The organism is Kitasatospora sp. NPDC036934, from assembly GCF_055608425.1.
Genome location: NZ_JBVJQR010000044.1, coordinates 1 through 14,822, shown reverse-complemented (window position 1 = coordinate 14,822; position 14,822 = coordinate 1). Strand labels below are relative to the sequence as shown.

Sequence of the window (14,822 nt, the reverse complement as noted above, 5' to 3'; positions counted from 1 at the left end):
TAGTGTGTCCGGATCGGGCCACCAGTACGGGCGGCCCGCAGCCGTGACCGGTCGGAGGTGGGGATTCCCCGTGTACGAGGAACAGCCGGAAACCGGTCAGTACCGGACCGGACCGGCCGACGGGATCCCCCGGCAGCAGCGCCGCAGGGGCGCCGGCCCCGCGGCGGCGCCCGCCGCACCCGCCGGTGAGGGCCGCCGGGACAGCCGGCGGCGGGCGGCCGCCGCCGCCAAACGGCAGCGGCGCCGACGGGTGCTCAAGTGGACGGCCGGGACCGGCGCCCTGGTGATGGTCGCGGGCTGCGGCGGGGCGTACTACCTGTACCAGCACTTCAACAGCAACCTGACCTCGGTCAAGGTCCAGCTGGGCAACGAGGAGGAGCGGCCCAAGGCCGCCGGGGACGCGCTGAACATCCTGGTGATCGGCACCGACAGCCGACAGGGCCTCGGACGCGAGTACGGCGACGCGGGCAGCACCGGGCACGCCGACACCACCCTGCTGTTCCACGTCGCCAAGGACCGCTCCAACACGACGGTGGTCAGCATCCCGCGCGACCTGATGGTGCCGATCCCGGAGTGCCGGAGCGACAAGGGCCAGAAGATCCCGGGCTCGGCGCGGGACATGTTCAACAACAGCCTCGGCCAGGACGGGCGCGACGCGGGCTGCACCTGGAAGACCGTGGAGAAGGTGACCGGCATCCGGGTCGACCACTTCGTGCAGGTCAACTTCGAGGCGGTGAAGACGCTCTCCACGGCCGTCGGCGGGGTCGAGGTCTGCGCGGCCAAGGACATCGACGACAAGGACTCGCACCTGAAGATGTCCAAGGGCCGCCACGTCGTCCAGGGCGAGGAGGCGCTGGCCTTCGTCCGCACCCGGCACGCCGTCGGCTTCGGCGGCGACCTCACCCGGATCCCGCTCCAGCAGCAGTTCATCAGCTCGATGATCCGCAAGGTCAAGAGCGGCGACACCCTGACCAGCCCGAGCAAGCTCTACCAGCTCGCGGACGCCGCCACCAAGGCGCTCACCGTGGACTCCGGCATCGGCAGCGTCGACAAGCTGAAGGACCTGGCCCAGGACATCAGCACGGTGGACACCAAGAACATCACCTTCACCACCGTGCCGGTGCTGGAGGACCCGAAGGACAAGGACCGGCTGATCCTGAAGCAGCCTGACGCCGGGCAGGTCTTCTCGATGATCGCGGGCGACCGCTCGCTGACCGAGACGGCCACCCCGCCCGCCGACGCCACCACCCCGGCCGCGCCGGCCCCGGCGGCGCCGAGCGCCACCACCCCGGCGGTGGACGCCAAGGACGTCCAGGTGACGGTGCGCAACGGCAGCGGGACCCGCGGACAGTCCGGGCCGACGGTCGACAAGCTCAAGGCCAAGGGCTTCGCCCGGGCCGCGGTCGGCTCCGACGCGCCGCCCGCCGCCACCACCACGGTGTCCCACCCTGCGGGCCAGGAGGCCGGGGCCGCCGCGCTGGCCGCCGCCCTCGGACTGCCCCCGGACGCCGTCCGGCCCAACCCGAAGGCCGGCCCGAAGGACCCGCTGCTGCTGGTGCTCGGCAAGGACGTCCTCGCGGCCGCGCCGCAGCAGCCGACCGAGGCGCCCAAGGACCTCCAGCGGGTGCAGGCGGACGACGAGGACGTCTGCGCCAAGTGACTACAACTGCCTGAGTGTTCCGTCCGTCTCGCAGTAACCCTCGCCGGTCCGGGGGCAGTTCCAGAGCCCCGGGCCGGCCGGGCGCAGCGGCTCGCCGGCCCGGCCGACCCAGCCGATCCGGCGGGCGGGCACCCCGGCCACCAGGGCGAAGTCCGGGACGTCCCGGTGCACCACCGCCCCCGCCGCGACCAGCGCCCAGCGGCCGACCGTCACCCCGGCGACCAGCACCGCCCGGCCGCCGATGGAGCAACCCCGACGGAGCGTCACTGGCTCGGCGTGCCAGTCGAGTTGACTCTTGAGGCGGCCATCGGGGGTGACCGCGCGGGGGTGGCGGTCATTGGTCAGCACGGCGGCCGGGCCGATGAACACGCCGTCCTCGACCACGGCCGGCTCGTACACCAGCGCGTGGTTCTGCACCTTGACCCGGTCGCCGATCCGCACGCCCGGGCCGATGTAGGCGCCGCGGCCGATCACGCAGTCCGCGCCGACCACCGCGTCCTCGCGGACCTGGGCCAGGTGCCAGACCCTGGTGCCGGCGCCGATAGCGGCCCGCTCGTCGACGTCCGCGCCCGGTTCGATCCGGGCCGCGGCCGCGCCGTCCTCAACTGTCCCCATGCGGACCGACGGTAGCCGGTCCGGGGCGCAGCGTGCGGGCCGACCGGGTCAACCGGTCTGGGAGAGCACGTCCTTGGCGGACGGGCGGACACTCCCTATCACCCGGCGGGCCAGCGAGCGGGGCGAGGTGATGAAGCCGAAGCCCCAGCTGAGGTGCATGGTCGCGAGCGCCACCGGCAGCAGCGCCTTGGCCCGCAGCGACAGGCCGCGGCCCTCGACCACCGAGCCGCCGAGGATGCCCAGCAGGTACACGCCGGGCACCGCCAGGAAGGCCGGGTGGACGGCTGCGCCCAGCACCAGGCCGAGCACCACCGCGAGCAGCGCGCTCGGCGGGGCGAGGTAGCGCAGGTTGACCGAGCCGCGGTGGTAGCGGGTGACCACCCGGCGCCAGCGGCCGTAGTCCTTGTACTGCTTGGCCAGCGCCCGGACGGACGGCCGGGGCCGGTACGTCACCATCAGCTGCGGGGTGAACCAGACCAGTCCGCCGTCCTGGCGGATCCGGTAGTTCAGCTCCCAGTCCTGGGCGCGGATGAACTCCTCGTTGTAGCCGCCGAGCTTCTCCAGCACCTCGCGCCGGAACACCCCGAGGTAGACGGTGTCCGCCGGACCGGCCAGGCCTCCGGTGTGGAAGGCCGCGTTGCCGACGCCGATCTTGGAGGTCATCGCGGCGGCGACCGCGTGCTCCCACTCGGTCTCGCCCTCGGCGTGCATGATGCCGCCGACGTTGGCGGCGTCCATCTCGCCGAGCAGCCGGACCGCCGTGGCGATGTAGCCGGGGGTTAGCAGGCCGTGGCCGTCCACGCGCACCACTATCGGGTGCTGCGAGCCCCGGATCGCGGCGTTCAGCCCCGCGGGGGTGCGGCCGGTGGGGTTCTCCACCGTACGCACCCGCGGGTCCTCGGCCACCAGCTCGGCCGCGATCTCGGCGGTGCGGTCGGTGGAGGGACCGAGCGCGATCACCACTTCCATCGGTCCCGGGTACTCCTGATTCAGGATGCGCCGGACCGCCGTGCGCAGGTGTCGTTCCTCGTTGAGCACCGGCATGATCACGGAAACAGCCGGCAGCTCCTCAGCAGCCTTGGTGTTCATCGGGGCCAACCGTACCGGTGCCGACACGTCTCCGTCTCGTCCCGGTTCGTCGGTTCCCGGTCCCCCGAAGGGTGGCACCGGCGCCGTGATCGAGATCACCGTACCGCTCCGCTCCCCGGGGCCCGAATCGGCGGGGGAACGGTGCAGGTTCGGCGCAGGTTCGGCGCACGGGGTGAACGGCGGTGAACGGGGCCGATCCGGTCGGCGGGACGGGGTGCACCCGGTGCCACGGGCTTGCCCGGACGGTCCTGGTCGTCCCACGGCGCGGGGGCCGGGCGCGTGTTCGCACCCGGCCCCCGGCCCCCCGTCCCCCGTTCCCCCGTGGGGTCGACCCGACGTCCCCCGTCGTCGGGTCAGTCCGTCGCGATGGCCGCGAGGACGTTCATCCGTCCGGCCCGGAAGGCCGGAACGAGGGCGGCGACCAGACCGATCACCACCGAGGAGACCAGCGTCACCACGACCGTGGTGGTCGGGACGGAGAGCGTCCCGAGGCCCTGGTCGCGCAGTACCCGCTGGGCGGTGACGCCCCAGGCCAGCCCCAGCCCGGTGCCGAGCACGGCGCCGAACAGGGCGATCACCACGGACTCCAGCCGGATCATCCGGCGCAACTGGCGGCGGGAGAGCCCGATCGCCCGCAGCAGGCCGATCTCGCGGGTCCGCTCCACCACCGACAGCGCCAGGGTGTTGACCACACCGAGCACCGCGACGGTGATCGACAGGCCGACCAGGCCGTAGATCAGGTAGAGCAGGGTGTTGACCTGGGACTGCACGAGTTCCTTGTAGCCCGCCTGGTCCTTGACGGTCAGCTGCGGGTACTGCCGGAGGGCGTCCTCCAGGGCGGTGAGCGTCTTGGCGACGTCGGCGCCTGAGGCGGCCTTGGCGTAGAAGGTCCGGTCGGCGGGCCGGTCGGCGGCCGGGACGGCCTCGGCCATGGTGGCGAAGTCGACGAAGGAGGCGTCCCCGTAGAGCGAGTCCTTCCCGAAGACGACGCCCACCGGGAGCACCTGGGTGTGACCCCCGGCGTAGCGGACGGTGACGCTGTCGCCGACCTTGAGGTGGTGGTCGGTCGCGAAGGCCTCGCCGATGCCCAGCGAGCCGCGCCCGATCGAGTCCACCGTGCCGGAGGCGACCGGCAGCCGGAAGTCGGTGGCGAAGAAGGCCGGCGGCACCGCCGCGACCCCGGCCCGGCTGGTGGTGCCGTCGGGCAGCTGGAACCTCGCGTCGAGGTCCTTCTCGGTGGTGACGTGGTCGATGCCCGGGGTGCGCTTCACCGCGTCGATCATCTCGGCGGTGACGCCGGTGCGGTCGCCGCGGATGATGTAGTCCACGCCCACCGACTTGTCGATCTGCGCACTGGCCGACCGCACCGCCGAGGCGCTGAACACCGAGGAGCCGATCACCAGTGCCAGCCCGATCATCAGGGCGGCGGCGGTGGCGCCGGTCCGGCGCGGGTTGCGCATCGCGTTGCGCTGGGCGAGCTTGCCGGAGGGCCCGAACAGGGCCGGGAGCAGGGCCCCGAGCACCTTGATGAGGACGGTGGCCAGCAGCGGGCCGAGCACCACGAAGCCGATCAGGGTGAGCAGCAGGCCCAGCCCCAGGTACTCGCCGCCGGTGCCCGCCTTGTCGGCCGTACCGGCGAGCACCAGCAGCCCGGCGCCGCCCCCGGTGAGCAGCACGCCGAGGATCGAGCGGACGAGGTTGGAGCGGGCCTCGGCCGGGGTGCCGTGGTCGCGCAGGGCGGCCATCGGCGCGATCCGGCTGGCCCGGCGGGCCGGGATCCAGGCCGCGATGACGGTGATCAGGATGCCGACGGCGTAGCCCGCCGCGAAGACGTCGGGCCCTATCTCCAGGTCGCTCGCGTTGAGGTCCATGCCGATCGCGTTCATCAGCTTGATCAGCCCGAACGCGACGCCCAGGCCGACCGCCACGCCGAGGGTCGAGCCGAGCACGCCCAGGATCAGCGCCTCGACCAGCACCGAGCCGTTCACCTGGGCGCGGCTGCCGCCGATGGCGCGCAGCAGGCCGATCTCGCGGGTGCGCTGGGCGACCAGCATCGAGAAGGTGTTGATGATCAGGAAGCCGCCGACGATCAGCGAGATGCCGGCGAAGCCGAGCATCGCGTACTTCATGAAGTTCAGGCCGCTGCCGATCGACTTGGTGTTCTCGTCCTTCTGCTCGGCCGCGGTCTTGACCTGGTAGCCGGTGCCGACCTCGGCGAGGGCGGCGGTCTTGAGCTGGTCGTTGCTGCGGCTGCCGTCGCCGAAGGCCTCGACGGAGGTGTAGGCCTGCTCGCCGAGCAGCACCTGCTGGGCGGTCGGGGTGTCCAGGAAGGCCAGCGCGGCGCCCGGGTTGGTGGTGGTGAAGGTGGCGATGCCGACGATCGTGTACGGGTGCTGCCCGCCGGCGTTGTCGACCCGGATCCGGTCGCCGACGCCGAGCTTGGCCTTCTTGGCGGTGTCGGCGTCCAGCACCAGCTCGCCGGAGTTCCGCGGGACGTGCCCGGAGGTGATCCGCACCGGGTTGCGCGGGGTGTCGGTCCAGTTGCCGACCAGGGTCGGCGCACCGGTGGTCGGGCCGACCAGCTTGTCGGTGGCCGGGTTGACCAGGATCGCGTTGCCGACCATGACCTGGCCGACGGCGCTCTTCACGCCCGGCACCGCGGCGACCCGCTGGGCGAGCGAGGCCGGGACGGTGGCGGGCTTGTCCCCGGCCGGCGGCTCCTCGTCGTCGGCCGGCTTGGGCGGCTGGACCGAGATGTCGGAGGCGGTCGCGGCGAACAGCTTGGAGAAGGTGCTGGTGGCGGTGTTGGAGAACACCAGGGTGCCGGACACGAAGGCGACCGACAGCACGACGGCGACGAGTGAGAGCGCCATCCGCCCCTTGTGGGCGAAGAAGCTCCGCAGCGAGGTCTTGAGCAGCATGGTTTGGTCGTCCCGCCGATCAGCTGGTGCGCTTGCCGTCGAAGCGGCGCATGCGTTCGAGGACGGAGTCGGCGGTCGGCGCGTGCATCTCGTCGACGATCACGCCGTCGGCGAGGAAGAGCACGCGGTCCGCGTAGCCGGCGGCGACCGGGTCGTGGGTGACCATGACCATGGTCTGGCCCAGTTCGTCCACCGAGCGGCGCAGGAAGCTCAGCACCTCGGCGCCGGCCCGGGAGTCCAGGTTCCCGGTGGGCTCGTCGCCGAAGATGATCTCGGGCCGGGCGGCCAGCGCGCGGGCCACCGCGACGCGCTGCTGCTGGCCGCCGGAGAGCTGGGTCGGGCGGTGCTTGAGCCGGCCGGCCAGGCCGACGGTCTCCACCACCTGGTCCAGCCAGGCCTGGTCGGGCCGGCGGCCGGCGATGTCCATCGGCAGGGTGATGTTCTCCAGTGCGTTCAGGGTCGGCAGCAGGTTGAACGCCTGGAAGATGAACCCGATCTTGTCCCGGCGCAGCCTGGTCAGCTGCTTGTCCTTGAGGCCGGTGATCTCGGTGTCGCCGATCCGGATGCGTCCGCTGCTGACCGTGTCCAGGCCCGCCAGGCAGTGCATCAGGGTGGACTTGCCGGAGCCCGAGGGGCCCATGATCGCGGTGAAGCGGCCGCGCTGGATGTCCACGTCGACCGCGTCGAGGGCGGTCACCTCGGTCTCGCCCGATCCGTACGCCTTGGTCACCTGGCGGGCCGAGGCCGCGACGGCGGACGGTCCGCCGGGAAGCTGGGGGTCGTACACGGCTGCTGCCGTCGTCACTGGATTCTCCTCGGAAGTGGTCCACCCGTTGACCCCCAACCTTCCGGCACGGTCGGGCCGCGGACCCGACGAAAGCGGGCCGCTCGCGGAGGGGCGGGGACGTGAGAACCACGTTAGGAGCCGGCTCCGGACGGCTCGTCCTCCGTCGGAATGAAGCGCTGCAACCAAGGTTCTACGGGTACGGCTCCCCTCCCCCCTAAGGGGTGCCGCGGGCCGTCTCGGGGTCGCCCCGTACGGGGTCGCGCGGGCCGCCGCTCAGCCGGTCAGCACCGGTGCGGCCAACCGTTCGAGGGCGTCGGCGAAGCCCTCCACGACCGGCACCAGCCGGGCGTCGGTCTCGCACTCGACGAGGGTCCGGCCGTCCTCCCCGGCGGTGATGTGGCGGTCGAGCACGAACCAGCCCTGGGTGATGTGGCCGGCGCCCATCGAGCTGAGCACCGGGCGCAGCGCGTAGTCCACCGCGAGGACGTGCGCGGACGAGCCGCCGGTGGCCAGTGGCAGGACGGCCTTGCCGGCCAGCGCGTACTGCGGGAGGACGTCCAGCAGGGCCTTGAGCAGACCCGAGTAGGCGGCCTTGTAGACGGGGGTGCCGATCACCACACCGTCGGCGCGGGCGAACAGTTCGGTGACGGCGACGATCGCCGGGTGGTCGAAGTCGCCCGAGAGCAGCGCGTGCGCGGGCAGACTGCGGGCCTCGAAGGGGATCACCCGGTGGCCGCGGTCCACCAGGCGCGCGTCGACGTGGCGCAGCAGCCGGGTGGTGCGGGAGGTGGCGGAGGGGGAGCCGGAAACGGACAGGACGGTGGCCATGGTTCACCTCTGGCTGGAAGCGGGAGCGCTTCGCAGCGGCCTCTGCTCGGCTGCTGCGGACGGTGGTCGGTGTGTTCGACGGGCGCGCTTCAGCGACGACAGAGCGAACCGGACACCCGCTGCAGGTCGACGTGCCGCCGACGCGTGAGTGCCCGACCCTGGTCCATGTCCGAAATGCAAACACGGTCCGTTCGAACCGGTCAAGAATCGTTTCGGCAAGCGGAACGGGGGTGACGGGCGCGTTTCGCGCCGGAGCGATCCGGCGCGTGCATCAAAACTGCTACAAGAGGCCTGGCAGGGGCCCCGGGGGGAGTCAGCCGAAGCGGGGTCGGGCATCCTCGACGGCATGAACACGTGGCAGGAGGGCCGCCCGGGCGGCGGCGGGAACCCCTACGGAGGCAACGGCGGCGGTGCGGCGGCCGAGCCGCCGCTGCCGGCGTCGCTGAACCCCCGCGGGGCGGGCACGCCCGGCCCGCGGCAGCCGGAACAGCCGTCCCGCCTCGGCGGCGTCCCGCCGCAGGCCGCCCCCGGCGGCCCCGGACGGCCGGGCTCGGGCGGCCCCGGCGGCGGTCGACCCGGCGGCCCGGGCGGTCCCGGCGGTGCGCGGCCGACCGGCGCCCAGGCCCGGCGCTGGCCGCGGCGGCGGATCGTGAAGTGGACGGTCTTCGGCCTGCTGATCGCCGTCATGGTGACCTCGGTGTCCACCTGGTTCTGGGCGGACTCCAAGCTCAACCACGAGAACGTGCTGGCCGACTACCCGGGCCGGCCGGCCGCCGGCAAGGGCACCAACTGGCTGATCGTCGGCTCCGACAGCCGCGACGGCCTCAGCGAGTCCCAGATGGACACCATGCACACCGGCCACGACGTCGAGGGCAAGCGCAGCGACTCGATGATGATCCTGCACGTCGGGGACCACGGGAACACCCTGATGAGCATCCCGCGCGACTCCTGGGTGCCGATCCCCGAGTTCAGGACCAGCGCCGGCAAGACCGTCAAGGCCACCACCTCGAAGATCAACTCGGCCTTCGCCACCGGCAACGGCCGGCTCCTGGTGCAGACCGTCGAACTGAACACCGGCATCCGCATCGACCACTACGCCGAGATCGGCTTCGCCGGGTTCGCCGGCATCGTCGACTCCATCGGCGGCGTCGAGATGCACATCGACCAGGACATCAAGGACCGGGACTCCGGCCTCGACCTCAAGGCCGGCGACCAGACCCTCAACGGCACCCAGGCCCTGGCCTTCGTCCGCCAGCGCCACCAGATGGCCGACCAGGACCTCGGCCGGATGCGCAACCAGCAGAAGTTCCTCGGCGCCCTCGCCCACCAGGCCGCCTCCCCGGGCACCGTGCTCAACCCGTTCACCTTCTACCCGCTGGTCGACTCGGCGCTCGGCACCCTGATCGTCGACGAGGACTGCGGGCTGACCGACCTGGGCTCGCTCTTCCTCGCCATGAAGGACGTCAACGGCGGCGGCGGCAAGACCATGACCGTCCCGATCGGCAACGCCGACTACCACACCAGGACCGGCGAGTCCGCGGTGCAGTGGGACGCCGCCAAGTCCAAGCAGGTCTTCGAGGCCTTCAAGAACGACACCGCGGTGCCGGACGTCAAGTAGCCGCGACTCCCGGTCGCCGGATCGCCACAATGAGTGGATGTCCCTCGTCACCGCCCTCGTCTACCGCCGACGCCACCGCCTTCTGGGCCGCCTGGTCCAGGAGGCGCTCGCGCTCTACGGCATGGAGGTGCCCGCCGCCTGCGAGATCGGGCCCGGACTCATCGTCTTCCACCGCGGCTTCGGCACCGTCCTGCACCCGTACACCACGCTCGGAGCCGGCGTGACCCTCTACAACGGCGTGACCATCGGCCGGGCCGACCCGTGGGTGCCGCAGGAGCGCAGCGCGATGCGGCGGGTGGTGGTCGAGGACGGCGCGGTGCTGTGCGCGGGCGCCAAGGTGGTGTGCAAGGAGGGCGTGCTGACCGTCGGCGCGGGCACCGTGGTGGGGGCCAACGCCGTACTCACCCGCTCGACCGGGCCCGGCGAGATCTGGGCCGGGGTGCCCGCCCGCCGGGTGGGGACGCGGGACGGCGCCTGGGCACCCCCGACGGGGCTGCGACGGGCCTAGTTTCCGGCCTCCGGGGCGGCGTTGGGCGCGGCCCCGGATGCGGTTTCGGATGCGGTTTCGGGCGCGGCCCCGGGTGCGGTTTCGGGTCCGGCCCCGGATGCGGTTTCGGGTCCGGCCCCGGGTGCGGTCGGCAGCCGGTCGAGCACGATGCCGAAGTGCTCGCGGTACGCGGCCAGCGCACCGGCCTCGGTGAGCTGCTCCTCGGTGCGGGTGCCGTCGGGCGCGGTCCGGATCAGCCGGGTGCCGCTGAGGGTGGTCCGGCCGCCGTCCGCGGCGAGCATCGAGCAAGTGTCCGAGCGGGTGAACGTGGACTGCGGCGAGGTGGCCCGCCACCAGCAGGTGGGCACGAAATCGGCCAGCGGGTGGGTGCGCCGGTCGATCCGGTACTGGGGCGCACCGTCCAGGACGACGTCCAACTCGCCGTGCTCGCCGTACGGGCGGAGCACCACCGTGCCGTGCGGGTCGGACTGCTCGCCGCGCCCGTCCAGTCGCAGCGGGAGCCGGGCGAAGCGGCCGAACCCCACGTCGACCAGCCAGGGTTCGTCCAGGTCGACCCGCAGCGCCAGGTGGTCGAACGGCGGACCGAGCCGCTCCCCGTCGAAGGCCCGGGCCGCCAGCAGGCTCACCCGGTACCCCAGCGAGCGCAGCAACTCGGCGAAGGCGCCGTTGAGTTCGTAACAGAAGCCGCCGCGCCGACGGTCCACCACCTTGGCCACCAGGACGGCCGGCTCCAGCACGACGGGCTCGCCGAGGTGGATGCTCAGGTTCTCGAACGGGACGGCGCGCAGATGCGCCTCCTGCAGCCGCGCCAGCCCCTCGGCCGACGGCGGCCCGGACTCCGTCAGCCCGATCCGCTCCAGGTACGCCGCCCGTACCGCCGGTGTCAGTCCCTCGTACGCCTTCTCGTGGTCCACCCGCCCATTCCACCCGGGCGGCGCCCGTTCGGCCATCGGCCCTTGGACCTACGCCGCCCCGCCGGCGCCCGCGCGGGGAGTCGGACGGGCCGGCTTCCCGTGCGGCAACCGGGCCACCTCCGGACGGGCCGACCGCGGTTACCAGCTGACGATGACGTGGCCGGGCCTGCCGTGGGCGTCCTCCGTACCGTCGACGCCGGGCGCGCCGGGCCTGCCGTGGGTGTTGTCATTGCTGCCGGTGTCGTCACCGTGGCCGCCGTTGCCGCCCCCGGTTGCACCACCGCCCCGGAGCCGAAAGTCGGACCGGCCGACTTTCCGCTCCGGGGCGGTACGTGGAGGAGGTGACTACTCGACGACGCCGGACTTGGCGATCTTGATGGCGGCCGAGGTGCGGCCGCTCTGCGAGCCGAGGCCCTCGATCTTCTTCACCAGGTCCATGCCCTCGACGACCTCGCCGAAGACGACGTGCTTGCCGTCCAGCCAGTCGGTGACGATGGTGGTGACGAAGAACTGCGAACCGTTGGTGTTGCGGCCGGCGTTGGCCATCGAGAGCAGACCCGGGCGGTCGTGCTTGAGCGTGAAGTTCTCGTCCGCGAACTTCTCGCCGTAGATGCTCTTGCCACCGGTGCCGTTGTGGTTGGTGAAGTCACCGCCCTGCAGCATGAAGGCGGGGATCACGCGGTGGAAGCCGGAGCCCTCGTAGCCGAAGCCGTTCTGGCCGGTGGCCAGCTCGCGGAAGTTGCGGGCGGTCTTCGGGACGACGTCGTCGAACAGCTTGAAGACGATGCGCCCGGCCGGCTCGTCGTTGATGGTGATGTCGAAGAAAACGTTGGAACCCATGCAGGGATCATGGCACGAGCGGCTCCGCGTCGCGCGCCACCCCCTCGGAGCCCGAGGTCACGGCGGCGTGTTAGGCCGGCCCGGCGGGAACCGGGGTCGGGCGGAGGCGTGCGCTCAGGCCTTGAGCTTGCGCCAGACCGTCTCCAGGGCCGCGATGTCCGCCGCGTCCAGCCGGTCGGTGAAGACCGGGGCGAGGACGGCCCGGCGAGTGGCGTCGGCCTCGGCGAAGGCGGCGCGGCCCTGCTCGGTCAGTTCGATCCGCACCGATCGGGCGTCCGAGGCGGAGGGCGCCCGGGACACCAGCCCGCGCCCGGCCAGGGCGTCCACCACCCGGGAGACCTGGCTGCGGCTGAGCATGGTCTTGGCGCCGAGGTCGGAGACGGCCACCGGCTCCCGCTGGCCGTCGAGCCAGAGCATCACCTCGAACCAGGACAGCGGCAGCCCGTGCACCCGGGTGAGTTCCCGGTCGATCCGGGCGGCCAGGGTGGTGCCGGCCCAGACCAGGCCGTAGAAGACGTGGTCCTGGTCGCTCAGCGGGCCCAGGGTGAGATCGGCGCGGTCCATGGCGTTCATCGTACCGAGATTGCGTGCGCATGCACACAGTCCCGAGACGCGCGCGTGCGCACCGTGCGCACCAGTAGCATCGGCCTCCAACCACCCGGAGGGGGACCGAACATGAGCGAAGGCGGGGGCATGAGCCGGATCGGGGTCTACCTGGCACACCCGCGGCCGGGCAGCTTCAACCACGCGCTGCACGAGGCCGTGGTGGACGAACTGCGCGGACGCGGCTGCGAGGTGCTCGCCCACGACCTCTACGCGGACGGCTTCGCGCCGCTGCTCACCGCCGAGGAGACCGGCACGGTCGACGCCGCCGGCGCCACCGCCGATCCCCAACTCGCCCTGCACCGCGCCGAGGTGGCCACCCTTGACGCTCTGGTGGTGATCCACCCCAACTGGTGGGGTCTGCCGCCGGCCGTCCTGACCGGCTGGGTGCAGCGGGTGCTGGTCCCCGGCGTCGCGTACAAACTCGGCACCGCCGACGGCGAGCCGACCGGACTGCTGCGGGCCGGCCGGGCCCTGGTGCTGAACACCTCGGACACCCCCGAGGCCCGGGAGCGCGAGGAGTTCGGCGACCCGCTGGAGCGGATCTGGGCGGCCTGCGTGCTGCCGTACGTCGGCGTCACCGACGTCCGGCGGACGGTGTTCCGCACCGTCACCGACTCCTCCGCCGCCGAACGGGCCGGGTGGCTGCGCCAGGCCCGCGAGCAGGCCGCCGCGCTGCTCGACTGAGCCCCCCTGCCGTCATGAACCCCTACAGTTCGACCTCCGCCACCTCCTGGTCGCCACTCAGCTCACCGGTCGGCCGGAAGCCCAGCCGGGCGTAGAACCCGGCCGGGCCGCCCGGGCCCGGGTGGTAGGTGACGGTGGCGCGGGTGCCGCCGCGGCGGCGGACCTCCGCGCAGACCTGCTCGACGGCGAAGCGGCCGTAGCCGCCGCGCTGCCGCCCGGCGTCGACCAGCAGGCGCCAGAGGCCGGAGCGGGGGCCCACCCCGGGGCGGCCGGAGTCGAAGGTCACGTCGAAGAAGGCCATCACGAAACCGACCGGCCGGCCGTCGTCCAGGATCAGCCGGGGCCAGGCCGTCTCCCCGTGGACGTACGCCTCGGCCAGTGACGTCGCCACCGGTGCGACCAGGCCCTCCTGGTCCGGTCGCACCCGCAGGGCGAGGGCGGCGTCGATGTTCTCGGGGGTGAGCGGGGCGAGGCTGAGCACGCCTTGCGTCGCGGGCAGGTCGGGCAGGTCAGCCGGGTCGGGCAGCGCAGGCGCCCCGGGCAAGTCGGGCGGGTCGGGCAGCGCAGGCGGCGCGGGCAGGTCGGACATGGCGGGCAGCCTAGGAGACCGGGCCGCCCGCCGCCCCTGGTTTACCCGGGACGTCAGGCCCCCGCCGGGTAGTCGGCGCCGCGGCCGACGGCGGCCCAGGTGTCGGTCTCGGTGCGGGCGGCGTCCAGGTTGCCGAGGATCGCGTCGACGGCGGCGGAGCCGAGGACCAGCCGCAGCGGGGTCCGGTCGGCGGCCAGGGCGGTCAGGATCGCCTCGGCGGCCCTCGCCGGGTCGCCCGGCTGCTTGCCGTCGGAGTCCGGCAGGCCGGTGCGGACCGGGCCGACCACCGGCTCGTAGGCTTCGATCGGGGTCGCGTGGGCGAGCGCGCCGCCGCCCGCGAAGCCGGTCCGGAACGCGCCCGGCTCGACGATCAGCACCTTGATCCCGAAGCCGGCCACCTCCTGGGCCAGCGCCTCGGAGAGCCCCTCCAGCGCGAACTTGGTGGCCGAGTAGGCGCCCACGCCGGGGAAGGAGAAGCGGCCGCCCATGCTGCTCATCTGCACCACGGCGCCGGTGCCCTGGGCCCGCATGTGCGGCAGAACGGCCCGGGTGAGCGCGGCCGGGCCGAAGAAGTGCAGCTCCATGAGGTCCCGCAGCTCGCGGTCGGTGTACTCCTCGACGGCGCCGATCAGGCCGCGCCCGGCGTTGTTCACCAGGACGTCGATCCGGCCGTGCCGCTGCACGGTCTCGGCGACCACGGCGGGGATCCGCTCCTGGTCGGTGACGTCCAGCCGGACGGGGACCAGCCGGCCCGGATGGGCGGCGGCGAGGTCCGCCAGCGCCTCCGGGCGGCGGGCGGCCGCCACGACGGTGTCACCGGCGGCCAGCGCGGCCTCGGCGATCGCCTGGCCGAAGCCGGAGTTGGCGCCGGTGATCAGCCAGACCTTGCCGTCGGCGTACTGCTCAGGGGTGCTGCTCATGATGGATCGTCTCCCGCAATCGTCTTGCGCTGCAAACAAGTTGACGATCATTTATGACATTCGCCGGCCCGGTCCGTCCAGGAGGGTTCGAGGCCGGACGACAAACGGCCCCCGACCGCGCGGAAGCGGTCGGGGGCCGGCCGTCGGCGCCGGTCGGGCGGTCGTTACGGCAGGTTGCGGGCCATCACGATGCGCTGGACCTGGTTGGTGCCCTCGTAGATCTGGGTGATCTTCGCGTCCCGC

Annotated in this window: 16 protein-coding genes; 4 read left to right on the top strand and 12 right to left on the bottom strand. The window is 72.8% G+C overall.

The annotated features are described in order from the left end of the window. Window positions 1-70: 70 nt before the first annotated feature. Complete coding sequence (locus ACZ7BZ_RS36070; protein ID WP_470362044.1) at window positions 71-1,660, top strand: LCP family protein; 1,590 nt, start codon at window positions 71-73, stop codon at window positions 1,658-1,660. Here ACZ7BZ_RS36070 and ACZ7BZ_RS36065 read toward each other — a convergent pair whose 3' ends face one another. The 6 genes from ACZ7BZ_RS36065 to ACZ7BZ_RS36040 form a co-directional block, all read right to left on the bottom strand. After that, complete coding sequence (locus tag ACZ7BZ_RS36065) at window positions 1,661-2,275, bottom strand: acyltransferase (RefSeq protein WP_470362043.1); 615 nt, start codon at window positions 2,273-2,275, stop codon at window positions 1,661-1,663. It abuts the gene before it with no gap. Between the two features lie 48 nt (window positions 2,276-2,323). Further along, window positions 2,324-3,364 carry a glycosyltransferase family 2 protein gene (locus ACZ7BZ_RS36060; RefSeq protein WP_380461612.1) on the bottom strand — a complete coding sequence of 347 codons (1,041 nt, stop codon included), beginning with the start codon at window positions 3,362-3,364 and terminating at the stop codon, window positions 2,324-2,326. Between the two features lie 353 nt (window positions 3,365-3,717). After that, window positions 3,718-6,285, bottom strand: a complete 2,568-nt coding sequence (locus ACZ7BZ_RS36055) for an ABC transporter permease (protein ID WP_470362042.1) — start codon at window positions 6,283-6,285, stop codon at window positions 3,718-3,720. A gap of 19 nt (window positions 6,286-6,304) precedes the next feature. Continuing rightward, on the bottom strand, window positions 6,305-7,090 hold the full coding sequence (locus tag ACZ7BZ_RS36050; protein WP_380461610.1) for an ABC transporter ATP-binding protein: 786 nt from the start codon (window positions 7,088-7,090) through the stop codon (window positions 6,305-6,307). Window positions 7,091-7,345: 255 nt separating this feature from the next. Further along, entirely contained in the window at window positions 7,346-7,900 is a 555-nt protein-coding gene (gene ssuE / locus ACZ7BZ_RS36045; protein WP_380461609.1) for an NADPH-dependent FMN reductase, read from the bottom strand. Between the two features lie 89 nt (window positions 7,901-7,989). Then, complete coding sequence (locus tag ACZ7BZ_RS36040) at window positions 7,990-8,067, bottom strand: putative leader peptide (RefSeq protein WP_380461625.1); 78 nt, start codon at window positions 8,065-8,067, stop codon at window positions 7,990-7,992. 179 nt (window positions 8,068-8,246) lie between these two features. Here ACZ7BZ_RS36040 and ACZ7BZ_RS36035 point away from each other — a divergent pair, with 179 nt between their 5' ends. After that, window positions 8,247-9,518: an LCP family protein gene (locus ACZ7BZ_RS36035; protein WP_470362041.1), complete on the top strand. Its 1,272-nt coding sequence runs from the start codon at window positions 8,247-8,249 to the stop codon at window positions 9,516-9,518. 37 nt (window positions 9,519-9,555) lie between these two features. Further along, entirely contained in the window at window positions 9,556-10,026 is a 471-nt protein-coding gene (locus tag ACZ7BZ_RS36030) for an LbetaH domain-containing protein (protein ID WP_380461607.1), read from the top strand. On the opposite strand, the gene ACZ7BZ_RS36025 is transcribed toward ACZ7BZ_RS36030, so the two are convergent. The 3 genes from ACZ7BZ_RS36025 to ACZ7BZ_RS36015 all read right to left on the bottom strand — a co-directional run bounded on the left by ACZ7BZ_RS36025 (window position 10,023) and on the right by ACZ7BZ_RS36015 (window position 12,344). Next, window positions 10,023-10,940 (bottom strand): arylamine N-acetyltransferase family protein, encoded by a 918-nt coding sequence (locus ACZ7BZ_RS36025; RefSeq protein ID WP_470362040.1) that lies wholly within the window; start codon window positions 10,938-10,940, stop codon window positions 10,023-10,025. The two genes, ACZ7BZ_RS36030 and ACZ7BZ_RS36025, sit on opposite strands and share 4 nt — an antisense overlap. Before the next feature lie 345 nt (window positions 10,941-11,285). Then, window positions 11,286-11,780 carry a peptidylprolyl isomerase gene (locus ACZ7BZ_RS36020; RefSeq protein WP_380461605.1) on the bottom strand — a complete coding sequence of 165 codons (495 nt, stop codon included), beginning with the start codon at window positions 11,778-11,780 and terminating at the stop codon, window positions 11,286-11,288. Between the two features lie 114 nt (window positions 11,781-11,894). Beyond that, a complete protein-coding gene (locus ACZ7BZ_RS36015) occupies window positions 11,895-12,344 on the bottom strand; it encodes a MarR family winged helix-turn-helix transcriptional regulator (protein WP_470362039.1) in 450 nt (149 codons plus the stop codon). Between the two features lie 111 nt (window positions 12,345-12,455). Here ACZ7BZ_RS36015 and ACZ7BZ_RS36010 point away from each other — a divergent pair, with 111 nt between their 5' ends. Continuing rightward, window positions 12,456-13,070 carry an NAD(P)H-dependent oxidoreductase gene (locus ACZ7BZ_RS36010; RefSeq protein ID WP_470362038.1) on the top strand — a complete coding sequence of 205 codons (615 nt, stop codon included), beginning with the start codon at window positions 12,456-12,458 and terminating at the stop codon, window positions 13,068-13,070. Between the two features lie 22 nt (window positions 13,071-13,092). Here ACZ7BZ_RS36010 and ACZ7BZ_RS36005 read toward each other — a convergent pair whose 3' ends face one another. The 3 genes from ACZ7BZ_RS36005 to ACZ7BZ_RS35995 all read right to left on the bottom strand — a co-directional run. Next, entirely contained in the window at window positions 13,093-13,659 is a 567-nt protein-coding gene (locus tag ACZ7BZ_RS36005) for a GNAT family N-acetyltransferase (protein ID WP_470362037.1), read from the bottom strand. Window positions 13,660-13,712: 53 nt separating this feature from the next. Further along, window positions 13,713-14,579 (bottom strand): oxidoreductase, encoded by an 867-nt coding sequence (locus ACZ7BZ_RS36000; protein WP_470362036.1) that lies wholly within the window; start codon window positions 14,577-14,579, stop codon window positions 13,713-13,715. A gap of 164 nt (window positions 14,580-14,743) precedes the next feature. Continuing rightward, a partial coding sequence (locus ACZ7BZ_RS35995; RefSeq protein ID WP_189278101.1) for an acyl-CoA dehydrogenase family protein occupies window positions 14,744-14,822 on the bottom strand: 79 nt, incomplete at its 5' end.